An 18,567-nucleotide genomic window follows, 5' to 3' on the forward strand; every position below is an offset into this window, starting at 1 on the left:
GCCTCTCACACATTAACAAAATATAACATTATTTTTTAAGGCCTCTGGCGCTTTATTTTGCCATTTGTCCGTAATTCTCGTTACCATTTTCACACTTTATCGATTATCATTTGTTTTATTTCGAAGTTTGAACTGCCTTGGACTCTATTACCCTGCTCCAGCCAGATGACTGGCATGCACATTTACGTGATGGTTTAGCATTAAAACGTACTGTACCTGATTTGGCCAAACAATTTGCTCGCGCGATCTGTATGCCAAACCTTGTTCCACCTGTAAAAACTGTGGAAGAAGCATTGGCTTACCGTGAACGTATTCTTGCTCATGTTCCAGAGGGTCTTAACTTTGACCCGCGTATGGTGCTTTATTTTACTGATTTCACCTCACCAGACGAAGTTCGTAAAATTAAAGAATCTGGACATGTAAATGCTATTAAACTTTACCCAGCAGGTGCGACCACCAACTCTGATAACGGAGTAAGTGACATCCGTAAAGTTTATGCAGTCATTGAGCAACTAGAAGAGCATCAAGTTCCGTTATTACTTCATGGTGAAGTGACTCATAACCACGTTGATATTTTTGACCGTGAAAAACGCTTCTTAGACGAAGTTTTATCACCGTTATTAAAACAGTTTCCAAAGCTTAAAGTGGTACTTGAACACATCACAACAAGCGATGCTGCGCACTTTGTTTTAGAACAAGACCGCAATGTGGCTGCAACCATTACGCCTCAGCATTTATTATTTAACCGTAATGATATGTTGGTTGGTGGTATTAAACCGCATTTCTATTGCTTACCAATTTTAAAGCGTCAAACTCACCAGACCACTTTGCTTGAAGTTGCAACGAGCGGTAACCCTAAATTTTTCTTGGGTACAGATAGCGCTCCTCACTCGCAAAATGCAAAAGAAAATGCGTGTGGCTGTGCGGGCTGTTATAGTGCGCCTAATGCAATTGAACTTTATGCTCAAGCATTTGACCAAGTGGGTAAATTAGAGCGTTTAGAAGGTTTTGCTAGCCTCTTTGGCGCAGACTTCTACGGCCTACCACGTAATACTTCTACTATTACTTTGGTAAAAGAAGATAACCTCGTTCCAGAATCTTTTGATTATTTAGATGATCAAAAAATTATCCCGCTGCATGCCGGGAAAACGCTGCAATGGAGAAAAGTGTGACACAAGAAACCTCTGTCCCGGTCATTGGCCAACGTTTTCGTGGCTTCTTACCTGTTGTTGTTGACGTTGAAACGGCAGGTTTTAATGCCCAGACAGATGCATTGCTAGAAATTGCGTGCATTCCAATTGTGTATGATGCTCAGGGACAATTTGTCCCTGGCCCAGCATTTCATGCACATATTAACCCGTTTGAAGGGGCTAATCTCGATCGCCGTTCGTTAGACTTTATTGGTATTGATCCATTCAATCCAATGCGTATTGCAATGGCTGAAGATGAACGCACTGCATTACGCCGTATTTTTAAATCGGTAAATGAAGTCCGTAAACAGCAACATTGTACACATGCTGTCTTAGTGGGCCACAATGCGCATTTTGACCTTGGTTTTGTACAAGCAGCAATTGCGCGTACAAGCACAAAAAACCAAAACCCATTTCATAGCTTTTCAGTGATGGATACGGTTACTTTAAGTGCTGTTATGTTTGGACAAACTGTGCTTGCGAAAGCTTGTATTCAAGCTGGAATTGAGTTCGATGGTAAAGAAGCACACTCTGCTTTGTACGATACTCAGAAGACTGCTGAACTGTTTTGCTATATTTTGAACAAACTGTCACCTTACCTCCTTGACAGTTTGGTGGCGGCTTCTTAAGATACCGCCATCCTCAACGTCCCTATCGTCTAGAGGCCTAGGACATCGCCCTTTCACGGCGGTAACCGGGGTTCGAATCCCCGTAGGGACGCCATATTCTTTTCTTATAGAATTCCTTTCTATTCCATTTTTAAACTTTTTTATATTTCTAGTTGTCTGTATTTCCAAATAAAATACACTTGTACATATATATCACCGATCCAATATTTCCTTTACATAGATTTACAATATAATAATTCTTATTTTTATACTGATATTTATTATCAACAAGGTTTTAAATGGATCTTAAACTTCGCCTCCTCTCCCTGAGCATCGCTCAACTCTGCTGTATCTCAAGTACTTTCGCAGAAACCAATAATTCCTCAACAACGCTCGCTACCATTAAGATTAAAGCCCAACAAGCTGCCAACCAAACTTATAAAGTCGATAGTTCAAGTAGCGCAACACGTAGTGAAATCGCATTAAAAGATACGCCACAATCTGTCAGTGTAGTGACTCAAAAAGTAATCGAAGATATTGGCGCGACACGTTTGATTGAAGCGCTTGATTTAGCTGGCGGTGTGACCCGTGCTAATAATTTTGGCGGTCAAGGTTTAACAGGCTTTAATCTTCGTGGTTTCACTAGCGGTGAATTTTATCGTAATGGATTCCCGATTAACCGTGGTTATCCAAATGCTCCAGATAGCAACACTATTGAACGTGTAGACGTTTTACGTGGACCCTCTTCTAGCTTATATGGTCGTGGTGACCCAGGTGGTACGTTTAACTTAATTTCTAAAACACCAAAGTCTGAACAACAAACCACTTTAGGGGCTCAGCTCAGTAGTGAAGGTTTATATCGCACTACGGTAGATACCACAGGTATTATCCCTAATACAGAAAATATAGGTTATCGCCTAAATGTGATTGCAGAAGGCGGTGATAGTTATCGCGATCATGTCGAGTCCAAACGATATGGAATTGCACCAGTCATTCAATGGCAAGCTTCTGACGCAACAAAAGTTACCTTTGAAGCCGATATTTTAAGAAATCAGCATCCACTTGATCGTGGTCAAACACGCTATGCAGGTCAGAAGTCTTTTAATAGTTCACCCGAAACCTATTTATGGGAAACAGGTAAATACAACAACCGACTCTACAATGATAACAATATGACTCAATTAAGAGTCGAGCACGACCTTGGTAATGACTGGAAGCTAAATGCTGGTGTGCAATATTTAAATGGTAAATTGCATGGCTATGCGGTAGAGGCAAATGGCATTCAAGATGACGGCGAAACTTTAAACCGAAATTACAACTATCGCGAATTAAAATGGCAAGATACCGATGCCCAAATTAATCTAACAGGTAATTTCCAACTTTTAGGTCTAGCTCATACTTTAGTGACTGGGCTTGAATACGAAAACTATGATTATAAGTCATATATTATTCGTTCAGATGCTAAGTCAAATAACTACCCGATCAATATCTATGATCCAGTTTTAGGCCAACCTCTACCCGAGCTTAAAAACATTACGACCCATGACCGTGAAAATTTAAAAACAACTGCCCTTTTTGTACAAGACCAAATCGATTTAAATGAGCGTTTAAGTGCACTAGTGGGTTTACGTTTTGAGCACTACGAACATGATTACAAAAATCTTTTACCGAATACTGCAAACTGGAATACCAGTCATGACGCATTTATTCCGCGTTTAGGTTTAGTTTTTAAAGCGCGTGATGACCTTTCAATCTATAGCAATGCTGCAAAATCTTTTAAACCTAACACTGGTGCTAGCCGTAATGGAGAGGGATTTGACCCAGAGGAAGGCATGGCTTACGAGTTAGGCTTTAAATGGCAAGCACTCGACAATATGCTATCGGTTGACTCTGCGATTTTTTATGCAAAAAAAGAAAATGTCTTAACTCTCGATCCTGTAGATTCAGCCTATAAAGTTGCTGCTGGTGAAGTTCGTAGTCAAGGTATTGAGCTAAATGTTGCAGGGCAAATCACTCCAGCTTGGAAAATTATTGGTGGATATGCCTATACAGATGCAGAAGTCAGCAAAGATAATACTTTGAAAAAAGGAACCACTTTAGCCAATATTCCAAAGAATAGTTTTAATCTTTTAAATATCTATGAATTTCAGGATGGCCCTTTACAAGGCCTAGGTCTGGGCATTAATCAAAAATATATTGATAAACGTGCAGGTCAAACAGCCAATAGTACTTACACAATGAAAGGTTATGCTGTTACAGATTTAGTTTCTTACTATCAGGCAACACCGAAACTTCGTATTAACTTAGATCTGAAAAATCTTTTTGACAAAGTTTATGATGAAAGCGCTTTCAATCTATATGCATATCCGGGTGAATCACGTACTGTTCAATTAGGTATGAGCTATACGTTCTAAAACAAATGCGCCATTTCAGTTATTGAAATGGCGCATTTGATTTACGCAGATTTACGTGAATTCACTTGTCCTTGAATCACCGCTTTAATATTGCCTTTGGCGTAATTTAAAAACACTACCAGTGGTGAAAGTTTTGGATTTGGCTTTTTACCCTTACCAATCGTTTTAAATTGAGCTGCATACCAAATAATTTCCATAATTGCCATCTTATCGACAAATGGTAAGCCTGTTTTAATTGGTTTTACTGCATAGCGAACATCTTGCCCTGCAATTAAACGCTCAGTTAAATCAGTTTCTACTGCAAATGGGCGAGCAATACCAATAAAGTCACATGCACCACTTTCAAGTGCGGCATTCATGCCTTCTACAGTACGGAAGCCACCTGTCACCATAAGTTTACACTTAACATGCTGGCGGATTTTTTCAGCAAAATCTAAAAAGTATGCTTCACGCGCAATCGTACTTGCTTTACGTTTGTCGGCCTTAGCTCCAGCCATTGCTGGTGCCTCATAAGTACCGCCTGAAATTTCAATTAAATCAATACCAGCTTCATCCACTGCTTTAAATACTGAAATTACATCTTCTTCGCTAATACCACCACGCTGGAAGTCAGCTGAGTTAAGTTTCACTGAAATGATAAAATTATCTGAAGTCGCTTCACGTACCGCTTTATAAACCTCTAGTAAAAAACGACTACGATTTTCAACTGACCCCCCCCACTGATCTGTACGCTTATTGGTTAATGGCGATAAAAACTGACTAATTAAATAGCCATGTGCACCATGTAATTGCACCCCTTCAAAGCCTGCTTTTTCACAAATGTGAGCTGCTGTCGCAAAACGTTTAATAATATCTAGAATTTCATCATGAGTAAGTTCACGTGGCGTTCCAAACATGGTTGCTAAAGCTGGGCTAAAAGGTACGGCTGAAGGCGCTACGGTTTCTTTATTTAAACCTTTTGGACACTGACGACCTGGGTGCGACAATTGAATCAACTGCACCATGCCATATTTTTTACCTAATGCCGCCCATTCTTTTAAGCGCTCTAGGTCACGTTCATTTTCGATAACAACAACACCTGGTTCATTTTTTGCGCCGGCATTTACCATGACATTACCAGTAATCGCACAGCCAAGCTCACCTTTTGCCCATGCACCATATAAACCCAAATGTAAGTCATTTGGTTGGCCTTCATAATTTGCAAGTGCCTCACTCATTGCACCTTTAATAATTCGGTTTTTAAAGGTGGTATTGCGAATTGTGATGGGTTGAGCAATCTGGTTCATGGTTAACCTCTGTTCTTTGAGTTTTAGAGCAATTACTCTAATTTAAATGAGTTATTGGTCATGTCAAGTCATAATCGATAACTGACAATAGCACATGTCAATTTTAAAAAAAATAAAAATATGCAACTTTTTGCATTAGAAGTTTAACTAAAATTTATTTATATAAAACAATAAATTATAAAAATATCTTTAAAAGGATGCTTTAATTAACTGTTTCGTATATTCACTCTGAGGCTTAGAAAATAAGAGTTCAGTTTCCTGATATTCAACAACTTTGGCATGACGTAACACCATTACTTTATGGCACAGTGCTTTTACTATATTGAGATCATGACTGATAAAAATATAACTTAACTGCTCAGTTTGCTGTAATTGTCTCAACAACTTGATCATGGTTTTTTGCGTGGTCCGATCTAAGGCCGACGTAGGTTCATCCAGAATTAAAAGTTTAGGCTGAACCACCAAAGCTCTGGCTAAGGCGACACGTTGACGTTGACCGCCTGAAAGCTCATGAGGATAACGATGTTGAAAATCTTCAGCCAATTCAACTTTTACCAAAGCAGATTCAACTTGCTGCTTTATCTCGTTTTCATTCACAGCTTTTAATTTTAACCCTTCCGCGATAATCTGCCCTACTGTCATACGCGGGTTTAAACTGCCAAATGGATCTTGGAATACGAGTTGAAAATCTGATCTCATCAAACGCAAGGCTTTTGGCTGTAACTGATTTAAATATTGACCTAAGAAAACAATCTGTCCTTTGCTCTGAATAAGCTGAACCAAAGCCAGAGCTAAAGATGACTTACCCGCACCACTTTCACCAACTACCCCAAGTGATTCACCTTGAGCAAGATCGAAACTCAAATCTTCTATTGCGGTGAAATATCCTTGAATGCGATTTAAAATTCCTTTTCTTATAGGAAACTGCACGCTGAGTTGTCGAACTGATAAAACATTCTGTTGAGCAGGTCTAGACTCTACTTTTCCAAAATCATGATCTAACAACTGTGCTGTATAACTTGTTTTAGGATTTGCAAAGATTTGGCTCAGTTCACCTTGCTCTACTACACGCCCACTTTGCAATACAATCAGTTTCTCAGCATAGCGATGTACTAAATTGAGGTCATGGCTAATTAAAATAAGTGCCATTCCATATTTTGCTTGTAAAGATTTTAATAGCTCTAAAATCTGTATCTGTAAGACCACATCCAACGCAGTAGTAGGTTCATCAGCAATCAGAATTTTAGGCCGAAGTGCCAATGTCATCGCAATCATGACACGTTGTCTTTGTCCACCAGAAAGCTCATGCGGATAACGTTTTAAAATTTGTTCTGGTTCAACAATTCCAACATCTTTTAACAGTTCAAATATTTGCTGTCGAACTTCAAGTTTTGAAAACCCAGATAAAAGAAGGTTTTCCCCTATAATTTTTTCAACCCGATGGAGCGGATTTAATGCAGTAGCAGGCTCTTGAAAAATCATAGCGATTTTTCGACCACGTAAATTTGATTGAGCTCTTTCATCTAGCTCAAGCATATTTTGTGAACCAATCCAGACCTGACCCGTTATTTCTAATTTTTGTTGTAGCAAGCCCATTATTGCTAAGCAGCTCATCGATTTACCTGAACCACTTTCCCCCACAATAGCCAGTGTTTCCCCTTCATTTAAGTAAAAATTTAGATTTTCTAATAAAATCTTTTGGTCTTTGGTTTGAACTGAAAGATGTTCTACCTTCAATAACGTTGAAGCAGTATTTAAACTATTTTCTTGGGTCAAACGCATCACGGGCCGCCTCCCCAATATAAATTAAAAGTGAAAGAACAATCGCCAGACTAAAAAAGCCTGAAATTGCTAGCCATGGCGCATCTAAATTATTTTTACCTTGTAGTAATAATTCACCTAAAGAGGCCGCATCTGGCGGTAGACCATATCCTAAAAAATCAAGAGCAGTTAAAGCGCTAATATTGGTCGTTAAAATAAAAGGTAACTGAGACAAACTCGAACTAATCGCATTTGGCAAAATATGCCTAAAAATAATCGCACGATCAGTCACTCCCAATACTTGGGCTGCACGAACGTAATCAAGCTGACGAGCTTTTAAAAACTCTGCCCTAACAATGCCCACCAAAACGGTCCAGCCGAAAAACAACATAATGAAAAATAGCCAATATACATTTGGAACAAACATACTCACTAAAATCATGACCATAAAAAGCATGGGTAAGCCATTCCAGACTTCAACTAAACGTTGCCCCAATAAATCGACCCAGCCGCCATAATAGCCTTGAATAGCACCAACGGTAATTCCAAATAAAGCAGAACAAAAGGTTAAGGCTAAGCCAAAAAGCAACGATACTCTTAAGCCATACAGAATACGGGCAAGAACATCCCTTCCTTGATCATCTGTTCCCAACCAGTTTTGCTTGGAAGGTGGTGATGGCACAGGAACTGCCAAATCTAAATTGGGAGTTTGATATGAAAATTGAATGAGGGGCCAAACTGCCCATCCTTTAGCTTCAATAAGCGCTTGTACGGCGGGGTCTTTATAGTCAGCTTCTGTTTCAAACACCCCACCAAACACAGTTTCAGGATAAGTTTTTAACACGGGTAAATAGTAAGAATCTTCATACTTCACTAATAGCGGTTTATCGTTAGCAATTAACTCCGCGGCTAATGACAAAACCAAAATTAGACTAAATAATATAAAGCTGGCCCAGCCCAATTTATGTTGTCTAAAACGTTGTAATCGTGTTCGCACAATCAAAGACATTATTTGCCTCCTTGCGCATCAAAGTGGATTCGCGGATCAACCCATTGGTACAACACATCACAAATGAGACGTAAAATTAGGCTAAATAAAGTAAAGAAAAACAAAACACCAAAAATAACAGGATAATCACGTTGGACAATAGCTTCAAAGCCCAACAAACCCACCCCATCTAGGTGAAAGATAATTTCTACAAATAGGTTACCTACAAAGAAAATACCTGCTAACGCTTCTGGCAATCCTGCGAGCACAACTAAAATGGCATTACGAAAGACATGCTTATATAAAACTTGCTGGCTGTTCAAACCTTTTGCATAGGCTGCCAAAACGTAGGTTTTATTGAGTTCTTCTAAAAATGAGTATTTAGTTAAATAGGTTAAACTGGCAAAACCGCCTAATACCATCGTAATGAGTGGCAAAGTCATATGCCATAAATAATCGGTAACTTTGCCCCAAAGACTGAGTTGATGGAAGTTATCTGAGACTAAATTTTGTAATGGAAACCATTGAAAATAAGATCCACCTGCAAAAAAAACAACTAACAAAATGGCAAATACAAAACTTGGTACAGCGTACCCCACCACAAGCACTAAAGAAGTGGATCGATCAAACCAAGAGCCCTGCTGCTTTGCCTTTTTAATTCCCAGCGGAATAGAAATGAGATAAATGAGAAAAGTACTCACCAGCCCAAGTGAAATGGAAACAGGCATTTTTTCCCATAACAATTGCACGACAGATTTATCTTTAAAGAAACTTTGTCCAAAATCTAAAGTTAAATAGCCCTTTAACATTAGAAAAAAACGTTCAGGAGCAGAACGATCAAAGCCGTACTGAGCCTTAATTTGCTCAACCATTTCAGGGCTTAACCCCTGAGCACCTTGATAATAAGTTTCTGCACTCAATGCACGACCAATTCCCAAATCGCTTTGTGCCTGATGTATTGCTTGCTCAACTGGCCCACCCGGTGCAATTTGCACAACCACAAAGTTAATCAATAGAATGACAAACAATGTGGGAATCATTAAAAGAAGTCGCTTGAGAATATATGAACCCATATAACAGGATTTCCTTTATGGCAGCTGCTTTTTATTGTTGATGTAAATATTTGGCAACTTTTTGGGCCTTGTTTGCATCACTCCACCAATATTCTATCCCAGAAGAAAGTGCTGGTTTAACTTTAGGTTGTTGATACATATTCCAATAAGCATACCAGTTTTCACCTTTACCATAGGTCGGGATTTGATAATAGCCAGCTCTAAGCAATCGATCGAGAATGCGAGTATAAATAACCTGCTGTTCACGATTTTTACTCGCAACGAGTTTTGAAATCACTTGATCAATTACTGGATTGCGAATTCCAGCATAATTGTAATTTCCATCCTGAGCTGCGGCGATACTCCCCCAAAACTGAGTTTGTTCATTTCCCGGATTTAGAGATTGCGGCAAATTCATTGTGGTCATATCAAAATCGTAACGGCGAGTCCGTTCTAAATATTGCGGAGCATCAACCTGACGCAAATTAACTGCTATACCTAATTTTTTTAAGTTACGAATAAAAGGTAAAAGTGTTCGTTGTTTACCATCTTGCTGAATTAAAAATTCGAGCTGAACTTTCTTTCCCTCAGGCGTAAATAGCTGCCTTTCTTTAACTTTATAGCCAGCTTGTATAAGCAATTGCCGCGCAGTTAATAAATTCTGACGGTTAAATCCACTCGCATCTGACACTGGGTATTTCCAGTTTGCTAAAACACCTTGTTGCATAAGTGGAGATAACTTAGGCAATAACGGTTTTAACAACTCTAATTCAGGTTTTGAAGGTCGACCTGTTGCTGCTAATTCACTATTTTCAAAATAACTTTGTAGGCGCTGATATTGTCCATAAAACAAAGCTTTATTCTGCCATTCAAAGTCATAAGCATAGGTTAAAGCTTGTCTAAAACGAATATCATTTAAAGGTTTTCGTCTCGTATTAAAAACATAGCTTTCAGTGGCGATAGGATTATGATGACGAAACTTATATTGAGAAACCAACCCTGCTTTTACGGCTGGAAACCGGTAATCAGTTACCCATTTTTTAGGATTAGTTTCTTCATGCAAAGTGTATTGCCCAGATTTAAATCCTTCAAAAGCAATATCCCAATTTCGATAATAGACATATTTTAATCGGTCAAAGTTATAACGCCCCTTATTAATAGGTAAATCTTTTGCCCAATAATTCGGGTTTCGTTTATAACTAATGCTTCTGCCCGGATCAATTCGTTCAACCACGTAAGGTCCCGAACCAACAATCGGTTGTAAGGTAATTCGGCTAAAATCTCTTTTTTGCCAATCTACTTTTGAATAAATGGGTAAGGTTGCCAAAATGAATGGCATTTTAGGGTTATGTGTAGACTTAAAACTAAACTTTACTTGATGAGCATTTATTACTTCTGTTTTAGCCAAATCGGCAAGGTACATTTGTAAACCTAAATTGGACTTGGTCTGATAAGCATCAAAACTAAATTTAACATCTGCCGCAGTGACTGGCTGTCCATTACTAAAACGCGCTTTAGGGTTTAAATAGAAAGTCACTGATTGCGTTTTTTCTGGGTCATAACTCACTTTCTGAGCCAAAAGCGGATATAAAACTCCAACCTCATCAAGTGATTGAGTCATTAAGGTATCAAAAAGATAATTCACGCCTTCTGTAGCATTCCCTTTCCCATTCATACTATTGAGGTTATCAAAAGTTCCTTGAGCTGCCTGACTTAATAGGCCACCTTTAGGTGCATTAGGGTTTGCATATGGCATAGCCATCATTTCTAAATATTTAGGCTTAGAATGAATCGCTATATATGAATTGGTTTGTTGTGCAGAAAAAACACTATGGGAAATGACACTGAGCCCGACTAGCAGGCTCAGTTGAAAATTTAATTTATGCATAAATGACTAATTATTTTACAAATTAGGCACTTTAATCACATCACCAATGCGAAGCTGAGTAGAAGGCGTTAAATTATTCAGCTCAGCTAATAAATTGGTTTCTAAACCATATTTACTCGCAAGACCGATTAAAGTATCACCACGCTTCACTTTGTATTCCACGACAGTTTTTGGAATCACAATATTCTGACCGCGCTGTAAGTTAGCATTTGCTTTTAATGCATTCATTTCAGCCAGTTCACGCACTGAAATACCAGCACGGCTCGCGATACTATTTAAAGACTCACCAGATTTAACCGTATATTTTTCAGTATTTTTACCAGCGGCAACCGTTTTAGTTGAAGACTTAGTATCTGCTTTAGCTGTTTCAACTGTAGGCACATCACCCGTTAGCTTTAAACGCTGCCCCACACGAACGCTACTATTGCGTGAAAGACCATTTAATGAAGCAAGGTAGTCCAACTGTAAGTGGTAGCGATTAGCAATATTACCTAAGCTATCACCAGATTTAACTGTATAAGTTTCTGGTGTTTCTTCTTTGGCGTTTTTAGAAGATTTAGTTGGTACTTCTTCAACCGTACCTGTTAGTTTTAAGCGTTGACCAGCACGCAAACCAGCAGTACGAGACAAACCGTTTAGGTCAGCCAAATAGCTTGTTTGCAAATTATATTTACTCGCAATCGCATTTAAACTATCGCCAGACTGTACAACGTATTGTTCTGGAACACTTAAGCCTGCCGGTACTTTTAAAGTTTGACCAAGCTGCACATGGCTATTTGCTTTTAAGTTATTTAACTCGGCTAACTCAGCTAGGCTAATTTTTGATTTAGTTGCAATACTCGATAAAGTATCACCACGTTGTACTTTATAGCCTTCTGTTTTATAAGAAACACTTGCCGATGCTTTCTCAGATTTACTAGAAGCCTTAGTTTCAGCAACTTCATCTATAGAAATATCTTGTGTAGGCACATTAATTTTTTGGCCTACCATTAAGTTACTGCCCGCAGTTAATCCCGGTGTTAATTCAGCAAGTTCCTGATTAGAAAGCGCATAACGATCTGCAATCAATTTAAGGTATTCACCGCGCTTCACAGTATAGCTCTTAGTTGCTATACGTTTTGCACTTGCCTGAACAGCTTTCGGTTCTGCTTTAGCACTTGAGCGACTATTTTTTGGTTCTTTTAACTGTAGTTTTTGCCCAACAAATAAGCCATCAGTCACTGATAAATCGTTATATTCAGCCAATTGTCTTACTGACAAATTAAACTGGTTAGCCACACCGCTTAAACTATCGTTAGCCTGAACGACATATACATCTGGTTTAGCTGTGCTTTTTGAAGTCGTTTGAGTTTCTTGTGGCTTAGCATCATAAAGGTAAAGCGTTGAACCAACATATAACGTCTTTTCAGGATCAATCTGGTTCCACTTAGCAACATCGCGCCAGTTTACGCCGTTTTTCATCGCAATAACGGCTAAAGTATCACCCGGTAAAACTGTATAGGTACTACGTTTGCCTTTAGGCTGCACAACCACTACATCTGTGTCAGTTTTAATGTAAGGCTTGTCTTTATTACGCTGCCCATCTTCAGAATTAGCTACAGTCACGTCTTCAGCTAAAGTTTTTGGATATGCAAAACCTTTACTTACTTCTTTACCTTGTTGCTCTGCAACTGACTGACTTGTTTGAATCGCAGTTAACTTAATTTTGCCATCATAAGGATCAACAATTTCTGTTCCTTGTGGTGCAATAGCTTTTAACTCAGCAACTACTTGATCTTTTTCAGCCTGCGTTGGTTGTGGCTCTAAAGCTTGTTGAACTGTTTCTTTCTCACCTTCAGCTCGAACTGCCGCTAAAATCTTTTCACGTTCTGCAGCCGAGATTGGTGGCTCTGTCTTCACTTGCTTAATATTTGCCGCAGGTGTTACAGCAACAGGAATACGTGGAGCACTTGGTACATCAGCCGAAGCTGCAAACGCGGCTAAAGCATCAGACCCACGAGGAGTTGAAGTTTTTACCGTGGTAGAGCTACTCGTTGTTTTAGTAGGTGTAGACGGTTTAACCGGTTGAACCTGATTTGCAGGCGTGGTTTTAATTGTCACAGATGTTGAAGCACTTACATCTGGCTTAGATGGTGAGGTCACATTTGCCCACCAACCTGAACCACCGCCTGACTTCATACCTTTTAATTTATTATCAATTGAAGGACTTAAATCGGCTGGAATCAAGATACGCATTGGACTCGCTGGGTCTACCATTTCACCACGATATCCCGGGTTTAATGCATAGAGTTCCGAACGACTTAATCCAGCTACAGAAGCAATTTCATTTAAAGATAAAGGTGCAGATAAAGTCACTTCACGGAAATGGGGTCTATTTGCAATTGGTGGTAAAGAAATACCGTAAGCTTTTGGATTTTTAATAATTTGGGCAACAGCCAAGAAACGAGGAACATAGTTCATGGTTTCTTGAGGTAATTTTAAAGACCAATAATCAGTTGGTAAACCTGCTGCCTGATTTCGGTTAATTGCTTGTTGAATACGTCCTGGTCCAGCGTTATAGGCTGCTAAAGCAAGCTCCCAAGAACCGAATTGATTATATAAGCTTCCTAAAAACTCATAGGCAGCACGAGTCGACTCAACAACATCTCGACGGCCATCATACATGCCTGTTTGCTTTAAGCCATAAATACGGCCAGTACTCGGAATAAACTGCCATAAACCTGCTGCTGCAGCACTACTTGTTGCAGCTGGGTCATATGAACTTTCAATTACAGGTAAGAGTGCAAGTTCTGTCGGCAAACCACGGCGTTCAGCTTCTTTAACTGTATGGTACAAATAACGACTTGCGCGGGCACTTAAACGATCAAGATAAGGCTGACGAGAAATAAACCAACTACGCTGAGCTTCAATACGTGAATCCCAATGGTTCAAATCCATTTTGAAACCAACAGACATACGTTTCCAGACATCACCGTGCTTTAAAATAAGCAGGCGGTCACCCTCTACAGCACGCATATCAGTTGCTGAAAGTAAGTCTTCCAATGAATCAAGACTACTCGCATCTAAATAACCTGCACCACTGACCTGTTTCGATTTTGAGGTTTTTGCAGATTGCGGAGTCGATGAACAGCCTGTTGTAATACCCAACGCAGCTAACGCAGAGCTAAGTACGGTAATTTTAAACAATGATGCTGCAGATGGCTGCCACACAAATGTGGTTGGTTTATACATAAAAACTTCCAAACAACTCGCGTAATATTTTTTTGGGGTCTGCCCACAAACCCTAGGTCTTCGATGCCATTGTAGTAAAGCATGCAAGATAGACAAGGCAATAATTTAATGTCATTTGCATGGAAATGTTACAAGAAATTAAAAAAACCTTGCTTTGATACAATGGAACCGAACTTTTTGCGTATACAATACACCATATTCAGTTCTTTTTCTTTTAGTTTAGGTTTCGATTTATGTCTCAAACAATCACACTGTATGTTGATGGTGCATGTCGTGGCAATCCGGGTTTAGGTGGTTGGGGCGCGTATGTCATTACTGAGCAGGGTGAACATAAATTATTTGGCGGTGAGCCTGATACGACCAATAACCGTATGGAACTCACTGCTGCCATTGAAGGTGTTTCATTTTGTCCAACCGATGCACATTTGATTATCTGGACAGATTCAAATTATGTGAAGCAAGGTATTACTGAGTGGATTCATGGTTGGAAAAAGAAAAACTGGAAAGATGTAAAAAATCCTGACCTTTGGCAGAAATTAGATGCTGTCTGTGCAGGTAGAAATATTGAGTGGAACTGGATTAAAGGCCACGCAGGACACCCTGGCAATGAAATGGCAGACCAGCTTGCTAATTTAGGTGCAGACAAAACTGCGAAAGAACTCAAGCAACCACAGTCTGCCACTGTATCGCAAGATATAAAAAAGCCTGAACAGGACTGGTTGCTAGATGACCCTTTCGGGTTTGACCTAGCTGAGGCAACAGAAGAAGAAAATATTCATCTTGAAGCATCTGAAGAAGTTGAGATGATTATTGTGGAAGAAGAAATTATTGAAGTTGAAACTGCCGAACAAGAAAGTAAGCAGCCAACCAACAACATTCATCCTCAAATCGTTGTGACCGAAGCCAAATTAAAATTACAAGGGCCTCGACAACTGATTCTCGATACGGAAACTACTGGTTTTTATTTCCAAGATGGCGACCGCATTATTGAGGTGGGCGCGATTGAGATGATTAACCGTAAGCTTACGGGTAGCTCGATTCATATTTATATTAACCCACAAAAACCAGTGGGAGACTCAGAAAACATCCACGGCATCAGTGATGATTTCTTAAAAGATAAACCGCTCTATGCGGACATTGCTGACACCTTATTTGACTATCTCAAAGGTGCAGAGATTATTGCCCATAACGCGACCTTCGACATGAACTTCCTTGATATGGAGTTTAAACGCGTAGGGCTTCCTGCACTTTCTGAAGTGTGTGAGGTAACGGATACTTTAGCTTTAGCGAAAAACAAACATCCAGGACAAAAAAACTCCCTTGATGCGCTTGTAAGACGTTATGAAATTCCAGCACGTGACCGTACTTTCCACGGCGCATTACTCGATGCTGAAATTCTTGCTGATGTTTACTTGGCAATGACTGGTGGTCAGGTTTCTTTTGATATAGATGCCTTATCGCAGAGTGAAAATAGCCAGCAAACAACCAATAGAAGCAGAGTTCAAATTGACCTCCCTGTAATTTACCCTTCAGATGAAGAGTTAAATACACATGAGACTTGGGTCAAAGAATATGAGGAAAAACACGGAGAACCTTGCCTTTTTGCAAAATAAATTTTTGATTCTTTAGTGTTTTTAGCTTTTCCCCTTTGTAAGTTAAGTTATATTAGTCGCATAGATTTTTAGCTCAAATTATTGAGCACTACGAATATAACAATTGATTTTTTTGCAAAGGGGAACGTTTATGTCTGAGCATACGTCGATTCATTTCGATCCAACAGCTTTACTCATCATTAAACATGAAATTGATCGTTCAATAAAACTGGTTGAAGGTGCAGTAAGTACCTTAATTGAAGAACAGGCTCTCCCTTTTGGTATTGATGATGCATTAGAACAATTTAAACAATGCACTCAAGTTCTACGCTTAATTGATGTTCCTTATCTTGCAAAAATCACTCAATATTCGACTGAGTTGATGCAAAAAATTATTGCGAATCCAACCCAAATTAATACGGATGATGTCGTTGCCCTAAGCGAAGGCACGACCATGGTAAAGCGCTATATTGAATTTATCTGTTTGCGTGAAATACAAGTTCCACAATTTCTTCTTACGACTGTAAATAATTTAGAATTGGCTTTAAATAAGCCTCTAACTACATCGGGACAAGCTATTGTTCCTTTACTTACAAATACTTCGCTTGAACTACCCTTGCCTGAAATATTAATTAGTGAAAAAACTCAGTTCATCCATCAACTATACAAACTATCTTTACACCAATTTTTAAAAAAGACAGCCTCAGCTCAGAATTTTCAAGCCTTTAAACTTATTGCAACCTATTTGGTCAGCATGGCGAACACTCAGCTAAGCCAAAAATATTGGCAGCTCGTCAATTACGCTTTTAACCATATTGATGACCTCCTTTTAAATGATTCACGCCTACGTGTACTGATTAATATTGAAAGTCATATTGCTCTATTTTTGGCAACACCCGAAAGTTTTGAACCTAATTTAGCGGCATTCGCAGATATTTTAAGTATTGTCATCGCTCAAGAAGATGAGATTGCTCACCTTATTCGTAACCAGCTTCATATTGGTGATGAAACACCGACTGATACTCAATTACTCGTTTTAAGTCGCCATCTTTTTGGTCCGGACTTTGACACGATGCACACAGTCAGCCAATTAATCTTGGATGAAATGAATAAGGTGCGGAACGATATTGAATACAACTATCAAAATATGTCGCCTGAAAAAGCACAGCAACTACAAGCGAGCCTTTTACAACTGGCTCATACCTTTAGACTACTAAACCTTGATGAAGCCGCCTCTGCTCTTTCTCAACAAGCCAGCAGTTTAAGTCAACTTAACATTTTAAGTGATGAAAACTATGCTCAGCAGCTGATGAATAGTATTTTATCTGCTATGAACTCAATTGGTATTTTGGTACGCAATTACACGTCAAATCGTCTACAACTTAGCGTGAATAATACGGCGATTTCTTTAGACCGTCTTGATGAAGCTCATCAAGCTTTGCTTACCGAGACAAAAAATTTAATTGATTTTATCTGTCAGAGTCTTACGTTGTATGCCAATGACCAAACACAAAATATTGAAGCCATTGCAGGTTCATTAAAAGAGTTAGCAGGTGCAGCCGAATTTTTAGGAAGCACGACTCAACAACATGCTTTACTCCAAACTGCCCAATTTGTTCAAGAGCAACTTGAACAAAACCAGCCTTTTAATACAGACCAAATTCACTGTATTTTTAACGTATTAGCAGGCATTGACATGTTAGTTGACAATTTAAAAGATAAACAACCTGTTCTACAATCCATGTTTAATGTAGCATTGTCGAGTAGTCAACAACTTCAAAAAAAGGCAGCTTAATGTCTGAATTATCACTTGCTTATATTTTCCATCATCAACAATTACTGGTTGACCAGAATCTCCAACTACCCAAAGTCGAAAAGTTAGCAAGTGATTTACTTTTCACTCATGATGAGCAGGTCATTGCACGTGACTTGCTTGCTGAGGAACCTATCCCCGAAGGCTTACAACTTGTCCCAATTCGCCAGCTTATTACCAGCTGGTCGAAAGAACAGTTTTTGCAAGCGAGCCGTGCTGTTCAATTACTTGAATGGCGACGTAACCATAAGTTTTGTAGCCACTGTGGACATCCGACAGAAGTTCATCCAACCGAATATGCAATGGTATGCCCTTCTTGTCGCTACCACCAATATCCTCGTGTAAACCCTTGCATTATTACCGTCATTACTCGTGGTGATGATGAAATCTTGCTGGCTAAGTCAGTTCATAACAAAACCAATATGTATGGTTTGATTGCAGGTTTTGTTGAGGTGGGCGAAACACTTGAAGAAGCAGTACAACGTGAAGCTTTTGAAGAAGTCGGTTTAAAACTCAAAAATATTCAGTATATGTCAAGTCAGCCTTGGCCATTCCCGAGTAACCTTATGGTTGCATTTCGGGCAGAATATGAGTCGGGTGAAATTAAGCTTCAAGAAGAAGAAATTGCAGATGCACAATTCTTCAAAATTGATCAATTACCTGAGATTCCGTTTAAAGGAAGTATTGCTCATTCAATGATTATGCAGATTACCCAAGCTGGGTAATCTGCCGTGTTTTAAACGA

Annotated in this window: 12 protein-coding genes and 1 tRNA gene; 7 read left to right on the top strand and 6 right to left on the bottom strand. The window is 39.2% G+C overall.

Annotation, left to right across the window (positions count from 1 at the left end; genetic code table 11):
* The first annotated feature begins 137 nt into the window (after window positions 1-137).
* From pyrC to ACO6UW_RS03900, 4 genes are all read left to right on the top strand, one after another.
* Window positions 138-1,172, top strand: coding sequence for a dihydroorotase (gene pyrC, locus ACO6UW_RS03885; RefSeq protein WP_057062171.1), 1,035 nt, complete (start codon window positions 138-140; stop codon window positions 1,170-1,172).
* The gene (gene rnt / locus ACO6UW_RS03890) at window positions 1,157-1,819 is read left to right on the top strand and encodes a ribonuclease T (RefSeq protein WP_002117536.1); all 663 of its coding nucleotides are present in this window, start codon (window positions 1,157-1,159) and stop codon (window positions 1,817-1,819) included. Before pyrC ends, rnt begins: the two co-directional genes overlap by 16 nt.
* Before the next feature lie 18 nt (window positions 1,820-1,837).
* Window positions 1,838-1,913, top strand: a tRNA-Glu gene (locus tag ACO6UW_RS03895).
* Between the two features lie 184 nt (window positions 1,914-2,097).
* On the top strand, window positions 2,098-4,212 hold the full coding sequence (locus ACO6UW_RS03900) for a TonB-dependent siderophore receptor (RefSeq protein WP_057062170.1): 2,115 nt from the start codon (window positions 2,098-2,100) through the stop codon (window positions 4,210-4,212).
* Between the two features lie 41 nt (window positions 4,213-4,253).
* Here ACO6UW_RS03900 and ACO6UW_RS03905 read toward each other — a convergent pair whose 3' ends face one another.
* The 6 genes from ACO6UW_RS03905 to ACO6UW_RS03930 all read right to left on the bottom strand — a co-directional run bounded on the left by ACO6UW_RS03905 (window position 4,254) and on the right by ACO6UW_RS03930 (window position 14,418).
* Complete coding sequence (locus ACO6UW_RS03905) at window positions 4,254-5,498, bottom strand: NADH:flavin oxidoreductase/NADH oxidase family protein (protein ID WP_057062169.1); 1,245 nt, start codon at window positions 5,496-5,498, stop codon at window positions 4,254-4,256.
* 189 nt (window positions 5,499-5,687) lie between these two features.
* Window positions 5,688-7,283: an ABC transporter ATP-binding protein gene (locus ACO6UW_RS03910; protein ID WP_422405518.1), complete on the bottom strand. Its 1,596-nt coding sequence runs from the start codon at window positions 7,281-7,283 to the stop codon at window positions 5,688-5,690.
* Window positions 7,258-8,268, bottom strand: a complete 1,011-nt coding sequence (locus tag ACO6UW_RS03915; protein ID WP_044100647.1) for an ABC transporter permease — start codon at window positions 8,266-8,268, stop codon at window positions 7,258-7,260. The genes ACO6UW_RS03910 and ACO6UW_RS03915 overlap by 26 nt, the downstream gene beginning before the upstream one ends.
* A complete protein-coding gene (locus tag ACO6UW_RS03920) occupies window positions 8,268-9,320 on the bottom strand; it encodes a microcin C ABC transporter permease YejB (RefSeq protein WP_057062168.1) in 1,053 nt (350 codons plus the stop codon). The genes ACO6UW_RS03915 and ACO6UW_RS03920 overlap by 1 nt, the downstream gene beginning before the upstream one ends.
* 31 nt (window positions 9,321-9,351) lie before the next feature.
* Complete coding sequence (locus ACO6UW_RS03925; protein WP_057062167.1) at window positions 9,352-11,187, bottom strand: extracellular solute-binding protein; 1,836 nt, start codon at window positions 11,185-11,187, stop codon at window positions 9,352-9,354.
* A 15-nt stretch (window positions 11,188-11,202) separates the two neighbouring features.
* The gene (locus tag ACO6UW_RS03930) at window positions 11,203-14,418 is read right to left on the bottom strand and encodes a lytic transglycosylase (RefSeq protein ID WP_057062166.1); all 3,216 of its coding nucleotides are present in this window, start codon (window positions 14,416-14,418) and stop codon (window positions 11,203-11,205) included.
* 233 nt (window positions 14,419-14,651) lie between these two features.
* Between ACO6UW_RS03930 and dnaQ the strand changes: the two genes are divergently transcribed.
* The 3 genes from dnaQ (at window position 14,652) to nudC (ending at window position 18,548) form a co-directional block, all read left to right on the top strand.
* Window positions 14,652-16,031: a DNA polymerase III subunit epsilon gene (dnaQ, locus tag ACO6UW_RS03935; RefSeq protein ID WP_057062165.1), complete on the top strand. Its 1,380-nt coding sequence runs from the start codon at window positions 14,652-14,654 to the stop codon at window positions 16,029-16,031.
* A gap of 130 nt (window positions 16,032-16,161) precedes the next feature.
* Entirely contained in the window at window positions 16,162-17,805 is a 1,644-nt protein-coding gene (locus ACO6UW_RS03940) for a hypothetical protein (RefSeq protein ID WP_057062164.1), read from the top strand.
* Entirely contained in the window at window positions 17,805-18,548 is a 744-nt protein-coding gene (nudC, locus tag ACO6UW_RS03945; RefSeq protein ID WP_005070517.1) for an NAD(+) diphosphatase, read from the top strand. The genes ACO6UW_RS03940 and nudC overlap by 1 nt, the downstream gene beginning before the upstream one ends.
* Window positions 18,549-18,567 lie beyond the last annotated feature (19 nt).

The organism is Acinetobacter sp. JADD-222 (assembly GCF_049310645.1).